The organism is Streptosporangium sp. NPDC002721, assembly GCF_042888905.1.
Lineage (GTDB): Bacteria > Actinomycetota > Actinomycetes > Streptosporangiales > Streptosporangiaceae > Streptosporangium.
In genome coordinates this window covers 1-16,323 of record NZ_JBIAQI010000026.1, presented here as the reverse complement: position 1 = coordinate 16,323, position 16,323 = coordinate 1, and the positions used below count along the sequence as shown (strand labels likewise).

The window sequence follows — 16,323 nt, the reverse complement described above, 5'->3', positions numbered from 1 at the left end:
TCGCGCGGCGCCGCGAGATCGTCCCGGGCGACCGGTGGGGCCGGGCTCGCGCCCGGCCCTCAACCGATCGTCAGCTGGCCTTCTCGACCGAGGTCCACTCGACCTGGTTGAGAAGATTGATCTTGACGCCCTTGACGTGCTGGGAGAACGCGGCGTTGGTCCGGTAGAAGTACACCGGGATGTACGGCAGCTCCTTGATCAGGATGTCGTCGGCCTGCTGGTAGAACTTCAGGCCCTCCTCCTGCGTCGCCGCGGTGTCGCCCTTGGCCAGGAGCTCGTCGAACTCCTTGTTCGACCAGCCGGCGTAGTTGGAGCCGGTCTTGATCGCGACGGTGGAGAAGATCGGGGTCAGGTAGTTCTCCGCCGACGGGTAGTCGATCGCCCAGCCCATGCGGAACAGGCCGCCGTAGGTCTTCTTGTCGAGCTCGTCGAGGATCGAGGCGAACTTCTCGAAGGGCTTGACCGTCACCTCGATGCCCAGGTTGGCGCGGAGGCTGTTCGCGACGGCCTCGATCCACTCCTTGTGCGGGCCGTCGGTGTTGTAGCCCAGCTCCAGCGTCTTGGGGCCGTTGTTGGCGGCGTACTGCTCCTTGGCCTTGGCGGGCTCGTAGCTGCAGGCCGCGCAGGCGCCGGCGCGGTAGCCGTCGAGGAGCGGGTTGATGAAGTCGTCCGCCGGGGCGCGCGTGCCGGAGAAGACCTTGTCGGCGATGGTCGCGCGGTCGATGGCCATGGAGATGGCCTCGCGGACCTTCACGTTCGCGTACGTCTTGTTGTACTGCAGCGGGAAGCCGATGTAGCCGACGCCGGCGTCCGCCTCGTCCAGGTAGCGCTCGCCGAGCTCGGACTTGGCCCGCGCGATCGCCGACGGGGGCAGCGAGTCGTGGACGTCGAGGTTGCCGGCGGCCAGGTCGTTGAACGCGGTCTCCGGGCTCGTGTAGAGCTTGAACTGGAGCTTGGTGAACTTCGGCTTCGTCCCGGCGAACTTGTCGTACCGGGTGAGATCGATCGTCTGGTCGGTGCCCTTGTTGTAGGGCTTGTCGATCTGGAAGTAGCCCTGGCCGATCGGCTTCTTGGCGAACTCCTCGGTGACCTTGCCGTCGGGGCCGAAGGCCGCCTTGGGCAGCGGGTAGAACGCCGTGTAGCCCAGCATCGTCTTGAACTGCGAGAACGGCTTGGAGAGGGTGATGGTGAAGGTGCTCTCGTCGACGACCTTGAGGCCCTTCATCTCCTTGGTGGAGACGGTCTGGCCCTCGCCCGGGTTCAGGTCGGCCCAGCCGTCGACCCTGGCGAAGAAGCCGTTGGCGCCCTGGACGTTGTCCTGGTTGGCGGCGTAGTTCCACGCGTCGACGTAGTTCTGCGCGATCAGCTTCTCGCCGTTGTGCCAGGTGTAGCCCGGCTTGAGCTTGATCGTCCACGTCGTGTTGTCGGTCGACTCGATCGACTCGGCGACCTCGTTCACGACCTGCTTGTTCTCGTCGTAGCCGACCAGCGGGGCGAAGATGGCGGCCAGGACCTCGGAGCCCTCGGACTCGGTGGTGTCACCGGGATAGAAGAGCTTCTGCGGCTCGCCGAGCTCCATGCGCACGGGCTGGTCGCCCGCGGCCGCTCCGCCGTCCGACGGCGTCGAGCCGCCGCACGCGGTCAGCGCGAGGGCGAGCAACGCGGTGCCGGCGGTGAGCCGCGCACCCTTAGTAACACGCATTGCGGTAAATCCTCCCTTTGCAGGCTTGCGTCGACACTGGGTCCGTGGCCCGAGCACCGCGAAGGAGGATCTCGTGGTCCCTGCTTCCCGCTGTTCCGGTCCGGGTGCTGACGCCACACCGATCGATCGCGACTATTCCCTACCGCTCCACACCGACTTATATCTGTGATGTTGCAGTTCGGTCACGCATGAACCGATTCGGCGTCACATACCTGCCAACTCGACGAGGTCAAGATCCCGGATGTGTACGAAAACGACATCCAGGCACACGTAGGACATGAACGGTCACGCCAAAAATACCCCCGCGCCGGTACTGCTCGCATCCGTTACCCTTCCATGACCCTGACCTGGGCCTGCGCTGACGTGATCGCCGAGGACCCGGTCTCACGGTGGAGAACCACACAATTGCCCTGGAACCTGTTGCCCGGAGATCCCGTCCAATGTGTGCGGCGGACCCCCGCCGCAGGCACTTCATCCACTCGCATCCAATAGAGTCCTTGCCATGAGCCAGCCGGAATCCGCGATCGCGGGCCCCCAGGCGGGCGGCCCGAGTAACGGCACCCCCGCGCAGGGGCAAGAGCCGCTGGCCAAGCTCGCCGCGCGCCACGGACTTCGGCGTGCCATCGCACGCCCGAGTCTGTTCGTCTACCTGCGTCAGCTGTGGGAACGGCGACACTTCGTCATGACGTACGCCACGTCGCGCAACGTCTCGAAGTACAGCAACTCTGCCCTGGGCCAGCTGTGGCAGGTCATCACGCCGCTGCTCAACGCCGCCATCTACTTCCTGATGTTCGGCCTGATCCTCGGCGCGAGCAAGGGCATCCCGAACTACCCGGCCTTCCTCATCACCGGGATGTTCGTCTTCACCTACACCCAGCGCTCGGTGAGCGGCGGCGCCAGGGCGATCTCCGGCAACCTCTCGCTCATCCGCGCCCTGCACTTCCCGCGCGCCGCGCTTCCGCTCGCCTACACGATCCAGGAGTTCCAGCAGCTGCTCATCTCCATGGGCGTGCTGTTCGGGCTGGTGCTCATCACCGGCGAGAAGCTCACCCTGCTGTGGCTGCTGATCCCGGTCGCGCTGCTGCTGCAGACCATGTTCAACATCGGCGCGAGCCTGGTGCTCGCCCGGTTCGGCTCCACCGCGCGCGACCTGAACCAGCTGCTCCCCTTCATCATGCGCACCTGGCTCTACGCCTCCGGCGTCTTCTTCTCCATCGAGGACAAGGTCGTGGGCCCGGGCGGCGCCGGTCTCCCCCAGTGGGTCGCCGACATCATGTACTTCAATCCCGCCGCCGCGTACATCGAGCTCATGCGGGACCTGCTCATGCATACCCACCCGGCCCGCCCCTACATCTGGGCGGTCTGCGTATTCTGGGCGGTGTTCGCTCTGCTCGGCGGGTTCTGGTACTTCTGGCGAGCCGAGGAGAAGTACGGCCGTGGCTGAGTTGACCGAGGAGCTGTCCCGAGTGAAGGCCGAGGAGCCCGCCGTGCCGAGCACGGACGTCAGGGTGCATCCCAACCCGGAACCCGCCCCCGCGCCCGCCGACGAGCGCGAGGGCACACCCACGGTCATCGTGGACGACCTGCACATCATCTACCGGGTGTACGGCGCGGCCAGCGACACGGAGAAGGGCAACGCCGTCAACGCCCTCATGCGCCTCGTCAAGCGCCAGGGGCGTCCGCAGATGAAGGAGGTCCACGCCGTGCGCGGCGTGTCCTTCGTGGCCCGCCACGGCGACGCCATCGGCATCGTCGGCCGCAACGGCTCCGGCAAGTCCACGCTGCTGCGCGCCATCGCCGGTCTCCTGCCCCCGCACTCCGGCGCCGTCTACACCGACGGCCAGCCCTCCCTGCTCGGCGTGAACGCCGCGCTGATGCGCGAGCTCACCGGCGAGCGCAACATCGTGCTCGGCTGCTACGCGATGGGCATGAACCCCGCGCAGGTCAAACAGAAGTACGACGACATCGTCGACTTCTCCGGCATCGGGGAGTTCGTACAGTTCCCCATGTCCACGTACTCCTCGGGCATGGGCGCCAGGCTCCGCTTCGCCATCGCCTCGGCCAAGTCCCACGACGTGCTGCTCATCGACGAGGCCCTGGCCACCGGCGACCGCGAGTTCCGGCGCAAGAGCCAGGACCGCATCAAGAAGATGCGCGACGAGGCCGGCACCGTCTTCCTGGTCGCGCACAACCTCGACGTGATCGAGGAGACCTGCAACCGGGTCATCTGGCTGCACAAGGGCAAGATCAAGATGGACGGCGACCCGCAGACGGTCCTCGCCGCCTACAACAAGGTCTGACCGCGACAAGGCTTGACCGCAACAAGGGCTGACCGCGACAGGGCCTGACCGTCCGGCCCGCGGGACGCCACAGCCTCGAACACCACGGCCTCGGACCCCCGGCGTCCGGGCCCGCGGTCTCGCACGCACGACGTCCGGACACCGCCGCCGCCGCGCAGCGACGACGGCCGGACGCCACACCCTCCGAACGCACGGCGCCCGATCACTACGGGTCCGATCGCAGGGCAGGATGAGGAGCGACCGACAAGACGCTTCCATCGGAGGTGAATCGTGTCCACGCGGCCACCGATTCCGTACGACTTCCTGCCCCGGGTTCCCGCGCTGACCGTCGAGAGCGACGACGTCCGCGACGGCGAGCGCCTGGCGGAGACCCACGTGTTCAACGACTGGGGCTCCACCGGCCAGAACGTCTCCCCCCACCTGCGCTGGTCCGGCGCCCCCGAGGGTACCCTCAGCTACGCCGTGACGTGCTTCGACCCCGACGCCCCCACCGGCAGCGGGTTCTGGCACTGGCTGCTGTTCGACATCCCGGCCGACGTGACCGAGCTGCCCGCCGGCGCGGGAGCGGGCGACGGCGGCGTGGGCGTGCACGGGCGCAACGACTACAGCCACAACGCCTACGGCGGCGCCGCGCCGCCGCCCGGCCCCCCGCACCGCTACATCTTCGCGGTGCACGCCCTCGACGTGGAGAAGCTCGGCCTCGGCCCCGACACCCCGCCCGCCGTGGTGGGCTTCAACATCACCGCCCACACCCTGGCCCGCGGATACGTGACGCCCGAATACCAGAACTAGGAACCACGGTACGTCCCGGGACGGGACACGGGAGGCAATGGACTGACAGCGTGTTCGGTGTTCCGATATGATTCGAACGTTGTTTCGATCCAAGGATGCCGTCATGGAGTGGGGGCGCGCGATGCGAGAGCTGTCCACCGCGATCGACCACCTGTCCGTCGAGGACCCGTCAGAGATTCCGCGTCTCCAGCTGACCGAGCAGCTCATCGAGCTGCACTGGCAGATGGCCAGACTCCAGGCCGAGATCGCCCGTCGCACCTCCGTGCGGGGCCCCGGACGCTGAGGCGGCGGAAACCGGCCGGTGCGCACCGGCCGGTTTCCCTGCCGTCCACGGGCCTCCTCCGGCACCACCCGCGGGCCGGCGAAGGCCACCGGGGGCGGGTCAGGCCGACAGCCGCTGAGGGGCGGCCGACTCCAGGGGAGACTCGAAGGGGAAGCGGTCGGCGAAGGCCGGGCGCAGGTCGGTGAGCCACACCGCGTCCGGGTCGTACCTCGCGAAGAAGGGGCGTCCGACCAGCTCCGGATCGCGCGCCTGGATGAGGTGGAGCACGAAGACCTTCTGCCCCGCGATCTCCGCGACGCCGTCCAGGCAGACCTTGCCCGGCGTGGCCGACATCGACGGGCCCCGCACGGTGCGGCACAATCCGGAGACGCTCGCGTAGGCGTCCCTGAAGATCTCGTAGGCCCTGGCGAGCGGCACCGCGAAATAGTCCTGCGGGCCGGTGTCGCGCTCGACGAACATGTAGTACGGGATCATGCCCATGGTCAGCTGCCTGCGCCACATGGACGACCAGGTCCCGGGGTCGTCGTTGATCGACCGGATCAGCGGCGCCTGCGTCCTGACGACCGCGCCGGTGGCCGTGATCCCCGCGACGGCGGCCTCGACGATCGGGAGGTCCATCTCCCGCGGGTGCGAGAAGTGCGCCATGAAGGCGAGGTTCTTGCCCGCGTCGACCACGGAGGCGAACAGGCGGAGCGTGTCGTCGCTGTCGGGGTCGGAGACGAACCGCTGCGGCCAGTAGGCCAGCGACTTGGTGCCGATGCGGATCGACTCCAGCTGCTCGATGCCGAGCAGCGGCTCCAGATAGCGGCGGAGCACCGGCTCACCCATGATCATGGGGTCCCCGCCGGTGAGCAGCACGCTGGTCACCTCGGGATGGTCCTTGAGATAGCGGACGAGGGAGTCGACGTCGTCGGAGGCGAACTTCAGGTCGGGCTCCCCGATGAACTGGGCCCACCGGAAGCAGTAGGTGCAGTAGGCGTGGCACGTCTGCCCCTGCTTGGGGAAGAAGAGCACCGTCTCGGGGTATTTGTGTTGCATGCCGGGCACCGGCTCCGTGCCGACGCGCGGGACGTTGAGGTCGAGCTGACCGGCGGGGTGCGGGTTGAGCCGCATCCTGACCTTGTTCGCCGCCGCCTGGATCTCGGCGTTCCCCGCACCGGCCCGCAGGAGGCCCGCCAGCCTGGTGACGTCCGCCTCGGGCAGCATGTCCTCCTGGGGAAAGACCAGCCGATAGATGGGGTCCTCGGGGACGGCCGACCAGTCGATGAGCCGATCCACCACGTAGGCGTTGGTGCGGAAGGGCAGCACCGTCGCCACCGCCCTGATCCGCAGCCGCTCGTCGTCACCCAGACCGCCCCTGCGCAGCAGGTCGTCGAGGTGTTTCACGGTGTACGCCCGGAACCCGCGCTTGGAAGCTTCGCTCAAGATCACCAATCCTTTGCCTCGGTTTTTGTCCCCGTTGCGGTAAACCTCATCCGCCCCTCGCGCGTCTGGAGACACTTATATACCGGACGTAAACCGTCCTGTGGGCGGTTCCATATCTCCACGATTTCTTCTTCAAGTGAATATCGCGATATATCTTGAATAGTCGTACACTCGCAGTCATGACGTCCTACGACCCCGTTCTGCGCGCCTCCGACGCCGATCGCGACCATGTGGCCGCGGTACTGGGTGAGGCGTTCGCCACCGGCCGCCTGACCAGCGTCGAGCACGCCGACCGGCTGGCGTCCGCCTACACCGCCGTCACGACGGACGACCTCGTCCCCATCACCCGCGACCTGCCCGACATCACCGCGCCCGCCCGAGGGGTCGCCTCCGAGCGGCAGGAGGTCGCCGCCGTCTTCAGCAAGGTCGTGCGCGGCGGGCGCTGGATCGCCGGGCGGCACACCGCGCTGCGGGCCACCTTCGGCGCGCTGATCGTCGACCTGTCCGACGCGGTGCTGCCGGGCCGGGAGATCACCCTTGAGGTCAACTCCTACTGCGGCAAGCTGATCGTCAGGGTCCCCCGTAACGCCCACGTCATCGACGAGGTGGGCGCGCTGTTCGCCAAGCGCGGCGTCTCCGGCGGCACGGGTGACGAGGACGGCCCGGTCATCAGGGTCGTCGGCCGGGCCACCTTCGGCAAGATCATCGTCTCCCGGGAGAGAAGCGACTGGAATCTCCCCGGCACTCCCTGATCGGCCCCACAGGACGATCCGGTCCCAAGCCCGCCTACGATGCGGACAAACCATCCCGCACGAGGTGACCGCTTGCCAGAGACCGACGCTCCCGGCGTCCTGCCGATCGCCCTGGACGCGATGGGCGGCGACAACGCCCCCGACGAGATCGTGGCGGGAGCCGTGCGGGCGGTGCGAGAGCACGGGATCTCCATCGTGCTCGTCGGCGCCCCCCGGCCCCTGTCCGAGGCGCTCTCCCGGCACGACGCGACCACCGAGATCCCGATCGTCCGCGCCGAGGAGGCCCTGGCCATGGACGAGGGCGCCCTCGCCAGCCTTCGCCGCCCACGGTCCAGCATCGCCGTCGCCTGCCACCTCGTACGGCGGGGCGACGCCTGCGCCGTGGTCTCCGCCGGTTCCACCGCCGGGATCGTGGCCACCGGAAAGCTCAGGCTCCGCGGCCAGCCGGGAGTGCTCAGGCCCGCCATCGCCGTCGCCCTGCCGACCAGGCCCACCCCGACCGTCCTGCTGGACGCCGGGGCGAACGCCGAGGTCAAGCCGGAGATGCTGGTGCAGTTCGCCCACCTCGGCGCCGCCTACGCGGAGACCGCGCTGGGCATCGAGCACCCCAGGATCGGCCTGCTGACCATCGGCAGCGAACCGGAGAAGGGCAACAAGCTCGTCAAGCGGGCCCACGAGCTGCTGTCGGCCGCCCCGGGGCTCGACTTCACCGGCAACGTCGAGGGCCACGACCTGCTCGCCCGCACCGTGGACGTCATCGTCGCCGACGGCTTCACCGGGAACGTGGCGCTCAAGACCATGGAGGGCAGCGTCCGCTACGCCTTCACCGAGCTCCGCGAGACGATCAACGAGAGCCGGGCGGCCAGGGTGGGCGGCCTGCTGCAGAAGAGGCGCATCAGGGAGCTCCACCGGCGGCTCGACCCCGAGGTCCACGGCGGGGCCGTGCTGCTCGGCCTGAACGGCACCGTGGTCATCGCGCACGGCGCCTCGCACGCCAAGGGGGTGAGCTCCGCCTGCGTGCTCGCGGCGAGGCTGGCCCAGGAGGGCGTGGTGAACCGCATCGGCGAACGCCTGGCCTCCACCCCCCGCCCGCACCGCCTCTGGTGACCCGCCCACACCACCCACGCCGGTCCTCACCCGCGCCACCTCCGGCGGCCCCCGCCCGCGGCACGCCCCTGACACCTCGGCACCCGTACCGCCTCCGGTGAGCACCCCGCGTGCGCCACCTCCGGCCCGTGTCCCGCCCGCGGGCCGCTCACCCAGAGTGACATTTCCGGCGTATCGTGTGGTACCCACTCATCGCGTTCTCCGGTCCCGCGTAACCTGAGTCCCAGCAGATCGACGGGGGAACGCGTGGAGCAGGTGACGGACCGTGGGCTGACCTCGGCCGAGGTGACCGAGCGGGTGGCCGCGGGGCAGGTCAACGACGTCAGGCGCCGGTCGAGCAGATCGGTCTCGGCGATCGTCAGGGCCAACGTCCTCACCCTTTTCAACGGGGTGATCGGCGCGCTCTGGGTGCTGATCATGATCTTCGGGGAGTGGCAGGACGGCCTCTTCGGACTGGTGATCGTCGCCAACGCGGGCATCGGCATCGTCCAGGAGCTCCGCGCCAAGCGCACCCTCGACCGGCTCGCCATCGTCAACGAGTCCCCGGTCAAGGTCCGCAGGGACGGCTCCGACGCCGAGATCCCGCCCCGGCAGGTCGTGCTCGGCGACCTCGTCCTGCTCTCCCCCGGCGACCAGCTGCTGGTCGACGGCGAGGTGGCGGACGCCGACGGCCTGGAGGTGGACGAGTCGCTGCTGACCGGCGAGGCCGACCCGGTGCACAAGCGTCCCGGCGACGAGGTCCTGTCCGGCAGCTTCGTGGCCGCCGGGAGAGGCCGCTACGTCGCCACCAGGGTCGGCCGCGACGCCTACGCGGCCAGGCTCGCCGAGGAGGCCAGCGCGTTCAGCCTGTCCCACTCGGAGCTGCGCGAGGGCGTCACCCGGTTCATCAAGTACGTGACCTGGGTGGTCATCCCGATCGGCGCCCTGCTCACCTGGAGCCAGGTCAGCAGGCAGACGAGCGTCGGCGAGGCGGTCACCGGCACGGTCGCGGGCATCGTCACCATGATCCCCGAGGGCCTGGTCCTGATGACCAGCATCGCCTTCGCCGTCGGCGTGATCCGGCTGGGACGGCGCCGCTGCCTGGTCCAGGAACTGCCCGCGATCGAGATCTTGGCCCGGGTCGACACGCTCTGCCTCGACAAGACCGGCACCCTCACCTCGGGCGGCATGGAACTCGACGAGGTCCGCCCACTCCGCGAGGACCTGCCCGTCGACGAGGCCCTGGCCGCGCTGGCCAACCTCGACCCCGACCCCAACCCCACCGCCCGCGCCGTCCAGGTCCGCTACCCCGAATCGCCCGGCTGGACCACCACCGCCAAGGTCCCCTTCTCCTCGGCCCGCAAGTGGAGCGGCGCCGAGTTCGACGACCACGGCGGCTGGGTCCTGGGCGCCCCCGACGTCCTCCTGCCGCCCGGCACCCCCGAGTACGACGACGCCTGGGCGCTCGCCGCCACCGGCCTGCGGGTGCTCGCCCTGTGCCGGGTCGCCTCGCTGCGCGACCCCGACGACCTCGGCACCGTCGAGGCCGCCGCCATCGTCGTGCTCAAACAGCGGATCCGCCCGGACGCGGCCGACACCCTCGCCTACTTCGCCGGGCAGCGCGTCACCGTCAAGGTCATCTCCGGCGACAACCCCGAGTCTGTGTCGGCCATCGCCACCTCCCTGGGCATCCCCGGCGGGGAACGCGCGGTGGACGCCCGCACCCTGCCCGAGGACGACCCCGAGAAGCTCGCCGAGATCATGGAGGCCAACACCGTCTTCGGCCGGGTCAGCCCGCACCAGAAGCGGCTGTTCGTCGGCGCGCTCCAGTCGCGCGGGCACACGGTCGCGATGACCGGCGACGGCGTGAACGACGTCCTCGCGCTCAAGGACGCCGACCTCGGCGTGGCGATGGGCTCCGGCAGTGGCGCCACCCGGGCGGTCGCCCAGATCGTGCTGATGGACGACGGCTTCGCCAGCCTCCCCTCCGTGGTGGGCGAGGGCCGCCGGGTGCTCGCCAACATCGAACGGGTCGCCGGGCTCTTCCTGACCAAGACCTTCTACGCGATCGTGCTCTCCCTGCTCACCGGGGTCATCGGGCTCGCGTTCCCGTTCGCCCCCCGGCACTCCACGCTGGTCAACGCCCTGACGATCGGCATCCCCGCCTTCTTCCTCGCCCTCGCGCCGAGCAACGAGCGCGCCAGGAGCGGCTTCGTGCCCCGCGTGCTGCGCCTGGCGGTCCCCGCCGGGATCGTCTGCGCCGCCGCCGTCTACCTGTCGTACTGGATCGCCCAGAGCGGGTCCGCCACCCTGGAGGAGAGCCGCACCTCCGCGGTGATCACGCTGTTCGTGGCCGCCTGGTGGGTGCTGGTCCTGGTCGCCCGCCCGTACGTCTGGTGGCGGGTGGTGCTCGTGGCCTCCATGGCCGGGCTGTTCGCGCTCGCCCTCGCCGTCCCGTTCGCCCGCGAGTTCTTCGCGCTCACCCTCGGCGGTCCCGCGGCCGGGCTCACCGCGGCCGGGCTCGGCGTCGCCGCCGGGGTCGTGCTGACGGGCGTCTTCATGATCGTGCGATCCCGCCGTACGGAGCCGATCCCGGGTGATATCCAATCGGTTCAGGACCGGCCAGCCGATACCCTTGGAGCATGACCGACCCGCAGCTCGCACTGACCGAGCGCGTCCAGCAGGCGCTGGCCGCCGCCTTCGGTGCGGAATACTCCGACGCAGACCCGCTGATCCGCCCCTCGCAGTTCGCCGACTACCAGGCGAACGTCGCGATGAGCCTGAGCAAGCGACTGCGACGGGCGCCGCGGGAGGTCGCCCAGGAGATCGCCGAGCACCTCACCGGCCGGGCCGGAGACGCCCAGGACGACCCGTTCCCCGGCACCGTCGAGGTCAGCGGCCCCGGCTTCCTCAACCTCACCCTCTCCGACGAGTGGATCGCCGCGGGGGCCTCCGAGATCCTGGCCGACCCGCGAACCGGCGTGGCCCTGGCCGCCTCCTCGCGGACCATCGTGATCGACTACTCCGCGCCCAACGCGGCCAAGGAGATGCACGTCGGCCACCTGCGGACGACGATCGTCGGTGACGCGCTCGCCCGGGTCCACGAGCACCTGGGCCACAAGGTCATCCGGCAGAACCACCTCGGCGACTGGGGCACGCCGTTCGGCATGCTCATCGAGCACCTGCTCGACATCGGCGAGGAGACCGCGGTCGCCCAGCTGGAGGCCGGCGAGGGCAACGCCTACTACCAGGCCGCCCGCGCGAAGTTCGACACCGACCCCGAGTTCAACAAGCGCGCCCGCACCCGGGTCGTCACCCTGCAGGCCGAAGAGCCCGAGACGATGCGCCTGTGGCACATCTTCATGGACGCCACGGTCCGCTACTTCAACAAGGTCTACGTCCAGCTCGGCGTGACGCTGACCGACGACGACATCGCCGGCGAGAGCATGTACAACCACGTGCTCGCCCAGGTCTGCGACGAGCTGCAGGAGCGCGGCATCGCCGTCCTCAGCGACGGGGCGCTCTGCGTCTTCCCGCCTGGCTACACCGGCCGCGAGGGCCAGCCGCTGCCCCTGATGATCCGCAAGAGCGACGGCGGCTACGGCTACGGCACCACCGACATGGCCACGATCCGCTACCGGGTCCAGGACCTCAAGGCCGACCGGATCCTCTACGTGATCGGCGCGACCCAGTCGCTGCACATGTCGATGGTGTTCGACTCGGCCAGGCTCGCCGGCTGGCTGCCCGACCACGTCAGGGCCGAGCACGTCCAGATCGGCAGCGTGCTGGGCTCCGACGGCAAGATGTTCAAGACCAGGAGCGGGAAGTCCATCAAGCTCGTGGAGCTGCTCGACGAGGCCGAGACCAGGGCCGCCGAGGTGCTCAGGGACAGCGACTACCCCGACGCCGAGCGCACGGAGATCGCACACGCCGTCGGCATGGGCGCGGTCAAGTACGCCGACCTGTCGGTCAGCCACGACAGTGAGTACGTCTTCGACTTCGACCGCATGCTGGCCCTGACCGGCAACACCGGCCCCTACCTGCAGTACGCCCAGGCCCGCATCCGCTCCATCTTCCGCAGGGGCGGGGTGACCCCGGCCGAGACGACCGGCCCGATCGTGCTGGGCCACCCGGCCGAGCGCGCCCTGGCGCTGCAGCTCCTCGGGTTCGGCGCGGTCGTCGAGGAGATGGCGGAGAACTCGGCGCCGCACAAGACGGCCTCCTACCTCTTCGACACCGCAAGCGCCTTCACCACGTTCTTCGAGAACTGCCCGGTGCTGAAGGACGACGTCGACCCGGCCACCCGCGCCTCGCGGCTCGCCCTGTGCGCGCTGACCCTGAAGGTTCTGGAGACCGGCCTGAGCCTTCTCGGCGTCCCTGCTCCCGAGCGCATGTAACCTGTCCACCAGATGATCGTCTTTATTGGGAAGATGAAGGCGATCGTCTGGCAAAGTCATGTTCGGCGCGCCTCCCTGCGGGGATGTCCGAAGCGCAATACGCTGGCGCGGTCATCGGTCACAACTTCGGGGAGCTCTCTGCCTTGAGCACGGACCTGACCGCGAACGTGAGCACGGACACCGCGAACCTGAGCACCGAACTGACCGCGGGCCTCGGCGCGGGTTCGAGCACCGGCCTGACCGCGACGGTGGGTGCGGATCCGGCGGCGAGCGCGGACAAGGATCCGACCGCGGACGCGGACACCACCCCGGCCGTGAGTACGAACACCGCGCCCTCGCACACCGACGCCTCACACACAGGTGCCTCACACGCCGCGCTCTCGCACACGGGTGCCTCACACACAGACGCCTCGCACGCCGGGACAGAGCAGCGCCGCCGTGTCGACGCGCTCCTCACCGATCTGGCCACCGGCACCGTCCCCACCGGCGCGCCGGCGGACTTCGAGGACGCGTCCGACCACTGGCTGGCTCCGGCCGTCGAGGCGCTCGTGCTGCTCATGCGCGGCGAGGAGGCACTCGAACCCCTCGCACGCGCCGCGCAGCGTGACGAGCGGCGGACCGCGCTCTTCCTCTGCCTCGCCCTCGCCGTGGCCGGCCAGGGCGACCGGATCCACGCCTCGTGGCTCGGCACCGCCTTCGGGGAGCTCTCCCTGGACCACCCGGTGACCCACGGCCAGCGGGCCCTCTGGCTCGCCGCCGCCCGCGGGGCGTACGGCCCGGCGGGCAAGATCTTCGTTCTCCGCAAGCTCGACGCGGTGGCGGCGTCCCCCGCGTCCGAGCCCGACCGGTGGCTGCGCGCCCTGATCCCCGACGAGCCCTCCACCTCCACGGCCGTGTCACCGGCCCTGGCCGACTTCGCGGACCTCGCCGAGCTCCCCGAGCTGGCCGCCCCCGTGCATGCCGCGGCCCGGCTGGCCCACCTGCTCGACCGCTGCGCCGAGATCACCTCGGCCCGCGAGAGCAGGGGAGGCGACGGCGCCGTCGGCGGCCCCGTGGCCCGGACGGACGGCGGCACGATCGACGAGGCACGCGACCGTACGGAGGCAACGGCCGGCGGCCTGGGCGACCTCGCGCTCGTCACCGCCGCGCAGGCCGACCGTTCCGGCGAGGCGACCGTCGTGTGGAGCGAGGACGAGCCGCTGACCGTCCTCCGCCAGCTGACGGGTTCCGGCGTCCACGAACGGCCGGTGAGGTCGCTCACCCGCCACCTGCTCGACGACCTGCGCCCCGGCTCCCACCCCTATCTGGCCGCGATCGCGCTGCACGTGGCCGCGCCCATCGTGCGGGCCGCGGCCGAGAGCCTCGCCGAGGCCACCCGGGCCGAGGCCCCCGAGTCGGTCACCATGCCGATCCTCGGTCACCAGGTGGCACTCAGGCCCGAGGGTCCGGATCCCGAGTCGCTGGGCGCCGCCGAGGAGCGGATCGCCACCGAGGGAGCACCGGACCGCGGCCGCCCCTGGGGGGCCTACGTATTGCTCGCCCTGGCCCCGGTGATCCTGGTGGTCACGCTCGTGCTTTCCGTCCTCCCCCTCGCACCGCTCGCGCTCCTGCCGGCCGCGGGAGGCGCCTACCGGCTGTGGCGCAGGCGGCAGCGTGAGCGAGCGGACGCCGCGTACGTCGTCAGCCGGCTCGCCGAGCTCAGGGAGCTCGCCCAGGGCGCGGTGTGGGCACTGCACGAGTACGCCCACGAGTCGGAGGGCCGGGTCAAGACGGCGACCTCCGACCTGGCCGAGCTCACCCGCCTGCTCCGCCGGGGCCCCCGAGCGGGCTGACCGGCCTACCACCCGGCCTGTCAGCAGTGCGCGATCACGCCATCGGTACGCGTGCCGAGTCGGCCTCGCACGCGTACCGGGTCCGGTCATCGCTCAGGCCCCTCAGGCCCCGTACCGGCGAGGCCGTCGCGGCGTCAACCGTTGGTGATCTCCACCTCGGCGGGGGCCAGCAGGAAGACCTTCTCCGCGATCCGCTCGATGCGCCCCTCGCAGCCGTACGCCAGCCCGGCGACGAAGTCGACCATGCGGGTGGCCTCGGCGGTGCTCATGCCGCTGACGTCCATGATGACGGTCTGCCCCTCACGGAAGTGCTGGCCGATGACGGGTGCGTCGTTGTACTTCATCGGTGTCAGCATCACGATCCGCGAAGGCTCGTTCATCGCGCGCCAGCGCTTGGCCGCACGCTCGGAGGCGGACTGCCAGTCTTCCTCCTCGCCCTCGACCTCTTCCTCGTAGTCGTAGGACTCGTCATAGTTCTCGGCCCCGCCCAGGCCAAGGTAGGTCGCCACCTTGCGCACTGCCCCCATCGGCTCGTCCTTTCGCCAGGACCACGCCGTACCCGGCCTGTCCCTACACCTTGGACGGTAACCGACGACAAGAAGTTCGCCATGCGACACGCCCAGCGCTTATTTCCACTTTGTACGGCTACCGCACTGGTTTGCCTGATCCCCGACTGTGCCTGATCTCCTGACCCAACTTCAACCGATATCTCCGGCGCCGCTAGCATCGCGTCATGCTCGTCTACACGGTCGATTCGTTTACCGATGAATTTTTCAAGGGTAACCCCGCTGGGGTCTGCGTACTCGGCAATCCGGTCCCTGACACCTGGATGCAGTCCGTGGCGGCGGAGATGAGGCACTCCGAGACGGCCTTCCTGCTCGGAGCGGAGGACGGCGGACCGTACCCGCTCCGTTGGTTCACGCCGGTGACCGAGGTGGCCCTGTGCGGGCATGCGACCTTGGCCGCGGCGCATGTGCTGTATTCCACGGGAACGGTCCCAGAAACCCTCGAATTCTCAACGAAGAGCGGAATCCTGTCCGTGACCAGGGATAAATACGGTTTAATCAGCATGGATTTCCCGGCAAAAGTACTCCAAGCGACGAGCCCACCAGAGGGACTGATCACTGCGCTCGGAGTTAAACCTGTTTGGACAGGAAAAAATGTTTGGGATTATCTCGTGGAGGTCGAGTCCGAGGAGGCCGTCCTCGCCACCGCCCCCGACTTCCGCGCCCTGGAGGCCGTCGACGCGCGGGGGGTCATCGTGACTGCCAGGGCCTCGCGCCCCGGTGCCGACTACGTGTCCCGCTTCTTCGCTCCCAGGGTCGGAGTTCCCGAGGACCCGGTCACGGGCTCCGCCCACTGCGCGCTCGCACCGTACTGGTCGGCCAAGCTCGGCTCCGACAGACTGGTGGGTGCCCAGCTCTCACAGCGCGGAGGCGTGGTCCGCACGGCCGTACGGGGTGATCGCGTCGAACTCGCGGGAAACGCGGTGACCGTTCTCTCCGGCGAGCTGCACGTCTAGGGTCTCGGGTCCGGGATCTCGTGGCTCCGGCCGGCCCGCTGGCCGTCGTTTCCACAGAACCTCCAACGCCCCTAACGCGAAAAGGGCCCCCACCGTCGGTGGAGGCCCTTCTCTCTTCAGATCATGAAAGCACGTAGGGCCCCCACCAACGGTGAGGGCCCTACGTGAAACGATTGTCCGGCGGTGACCTACTCTCCCACACCGTCCCCGGTGCAGTACCATCGGCGCTGAA

Annotated in this window: 13 protein-coding genes; 10 read left to right on the top strand and 3 right to left on the bottom strand. The window is 69.5% G+C overall.

Features of this window, described 5'->3' with window-relative positions; all coding sequences use genetic code 11:
- Nucleotides 1–70 precede the first annotated feature (70 nt).
- Nucleotides 71–1,702 (bottom strand): ABC transporter substrate-binding protein, encoded by a 1,632-nt coding sequence (locus ACFYWM_RS32465; RefSeq protein WP_389921557.1) that lies wholly within the window; start codon nucleotides 1,700–1,702, stop codon nucleotides 71–73.
- A 502-nt stretch (nucleotides 1,703–2,204) separates the two neighbouring features.
- On the opposite strand from ACFYWM_RS32465, the gene ACFYWM_RS32460 reads away from it, so the two are divergent.
- The 4 genes from ACFYWM_RS32460 (at nucleotide 2,205) to ACFYWM_RS32445 (ending at nucleotide 5,077) form a co-directional block, all read left to right on the top strand.
- Nucleotides 2,205–3,146 (top strand): ABC transporter permease, encoded by a 942-nt coding sequence (locus ACFYWM_RS32460; protein ID WP_389921554.1) that lies wholly within the window; start codon nucleotides 2,205–2,207, stop codon nucleotides 3,144–3,146.
- Nucleotides 3,139–4,002: an ABC transporter ATP-binding protein gene (locus ACFYWM_RS32455; RefSeq protein ID WP_389921551.1), complete on the top strand. Its 864-nt coding sequence runs from the start codon at nucleotides 3,139–3,141 to the stop codon at nucleotides 4,000–4,002. Before ACFYWM_RS32460 ends, ACFYWM_RS32455 begins: the two co-directional genes overlap by 8 nt.
- A 270-nt stretch (nucleotides 4,003–4,272) precedes the next feature.
- Nucleotides 4,273–4,794, top strand: a complete 522-nt coding sequence (locus tag ACFYWM_RS32450; protein WP_389921549.1) for a YbhB/YbcL family Raf kinase inhibitor-like protein — start codon at nucleotides 4,273–4,275, stop codon at nucleotides 4,792–4,794.
- Nucleotides 4,795–4,897: 103 nt separating this feature from the next.
- Entirely contained in the window at nucleotides 4,898–5,077 is a 180-nt protein-coding gene (locus tag ACFYWM_RS32445) for a hypothetical protein (RefSeq protein ID WP_329086969.1), read from the top strand.
- A gap of 99 nt (nucleotides 5,078–5,176) precedes the next feature.
- Here ACFYWM_RS32445 and ACFYWM_RS32440 read toward each other — a convergent pair whose 3' ends face one another.
- Nucleotides 5,177–6,508, bottom strand: coding sequence for a KamA family radical SAM protein (locus tag ACFYWM_RS32440; RefSeq protein ID WP_389921546.1), 1,332 nt, complete (start codon nucleotides 6,506–6,508; stop codon nucleotides 5,177–5,179).
- Nucleotides 6,509–6,681: 173 nt separating this feature from the next.
- On the opposite strand from ACFYWM_RS32440, the gene ACFYWM_RS32435 reads away from it, so the two are divergent.
- From ACFYWM_RS32435 to ACFYWM_RS32415, 5 genes are all read left to right on the top strand, one after another.
- Entirely contained in the window at nucleotides 6,682–7,254 is a 573-nt protein-coding gene (locus tag ACFYWM_RS32435; protein ID WP_389921543.1) for a DUF1707 domain-containing protein, read from the top strand.
- Nucleotides 7,255–7,326: 72 nt separating this feature from the next.
- Nucleotides 7,327–8,361: a phosphate acyltransferase PlsX gene (plsX, locus tag ACFYWM_RS32430; protein WP_389921540.1), complete on the top strand. Its 1,035-nt coding sequence runs from the start codon at nucleotides 7,327–7,329 to the stop codon at nucleotides 8,359–8,361.
- A 246-nt stretch (nucleotides 8,362–8,607) separates the two neighbouring features.
- Nucleotides 8,608–10,986 (top strand): HAD-IC family P-type ATPase, encoded by a 2,379-nt coding sequence (locus ACFYWM_RS32425; protein ID WP_389921538.1) that lies wholly within the window; start codon nucleotides 8,608–8,610, stop codon nucleotides 10,984–10,986.
- Nucleotides 10,983–12,737 (top strand): arginine--tRNA ligase, encoded by a 1,755-nt coding sequence (argS, locus tag ACFYWM_RS32420; protein WP_389921535.1) that lies wholly within the window; start codon nucleotides 10,983–10,985, stop codon nucleotides 12,735–12,737. Before ACFYWM_RS32425 ends, argS begins: the two co-directional genes overlap by 4 nt.
- 143 nt (nucleotides 12,738–12,880) lie before the next feature.
- On the top strand, nucleotides 12,881–14,569 hold the full coding sequence (locus ACFYWM_RS32415) for a hypothetical protein (RefSeq protein WP_389921532.1): 1,689 nt from the start codon (nucleotides 12,881–12,883) through the stop codon (nucleotides 14,567–14,569).
- 134 nt (nucleotides 14,570–14,703) lie between these two features.
- Here ACFYWM_RS32415 and ACFYWM_RS32410 read toward each other — a convergent pair whose 3' ends face one another.
- A complete protein-coding gene (locus ACFYWM_RS32410) occupies nucleotides 14,704–15,096 on the bottom strand; it encodes a cell division protein SepF (protein WP_389921530.1) in 393 nt (130 codons plus the stop codon).
- Between the two features lie 206 nt (nucleotides 15,097–15,302).
- Between ACFYWM_RS32410 and ACFYWM_RS32405 the strand changes: the two genes are divergently transcribed.
- Entirely contained in the window at nucleotides 15,303–16,091 is a 789-nt protein-coding gene (locus ACFYWM_RS32405) for a PhzF family phenazine biosynthesis protein (RefSeq protein WP_389921528.1), read from the top strand.
- Nucleotides 16,092–16,323: the final 232 nt, after the last annotated feature.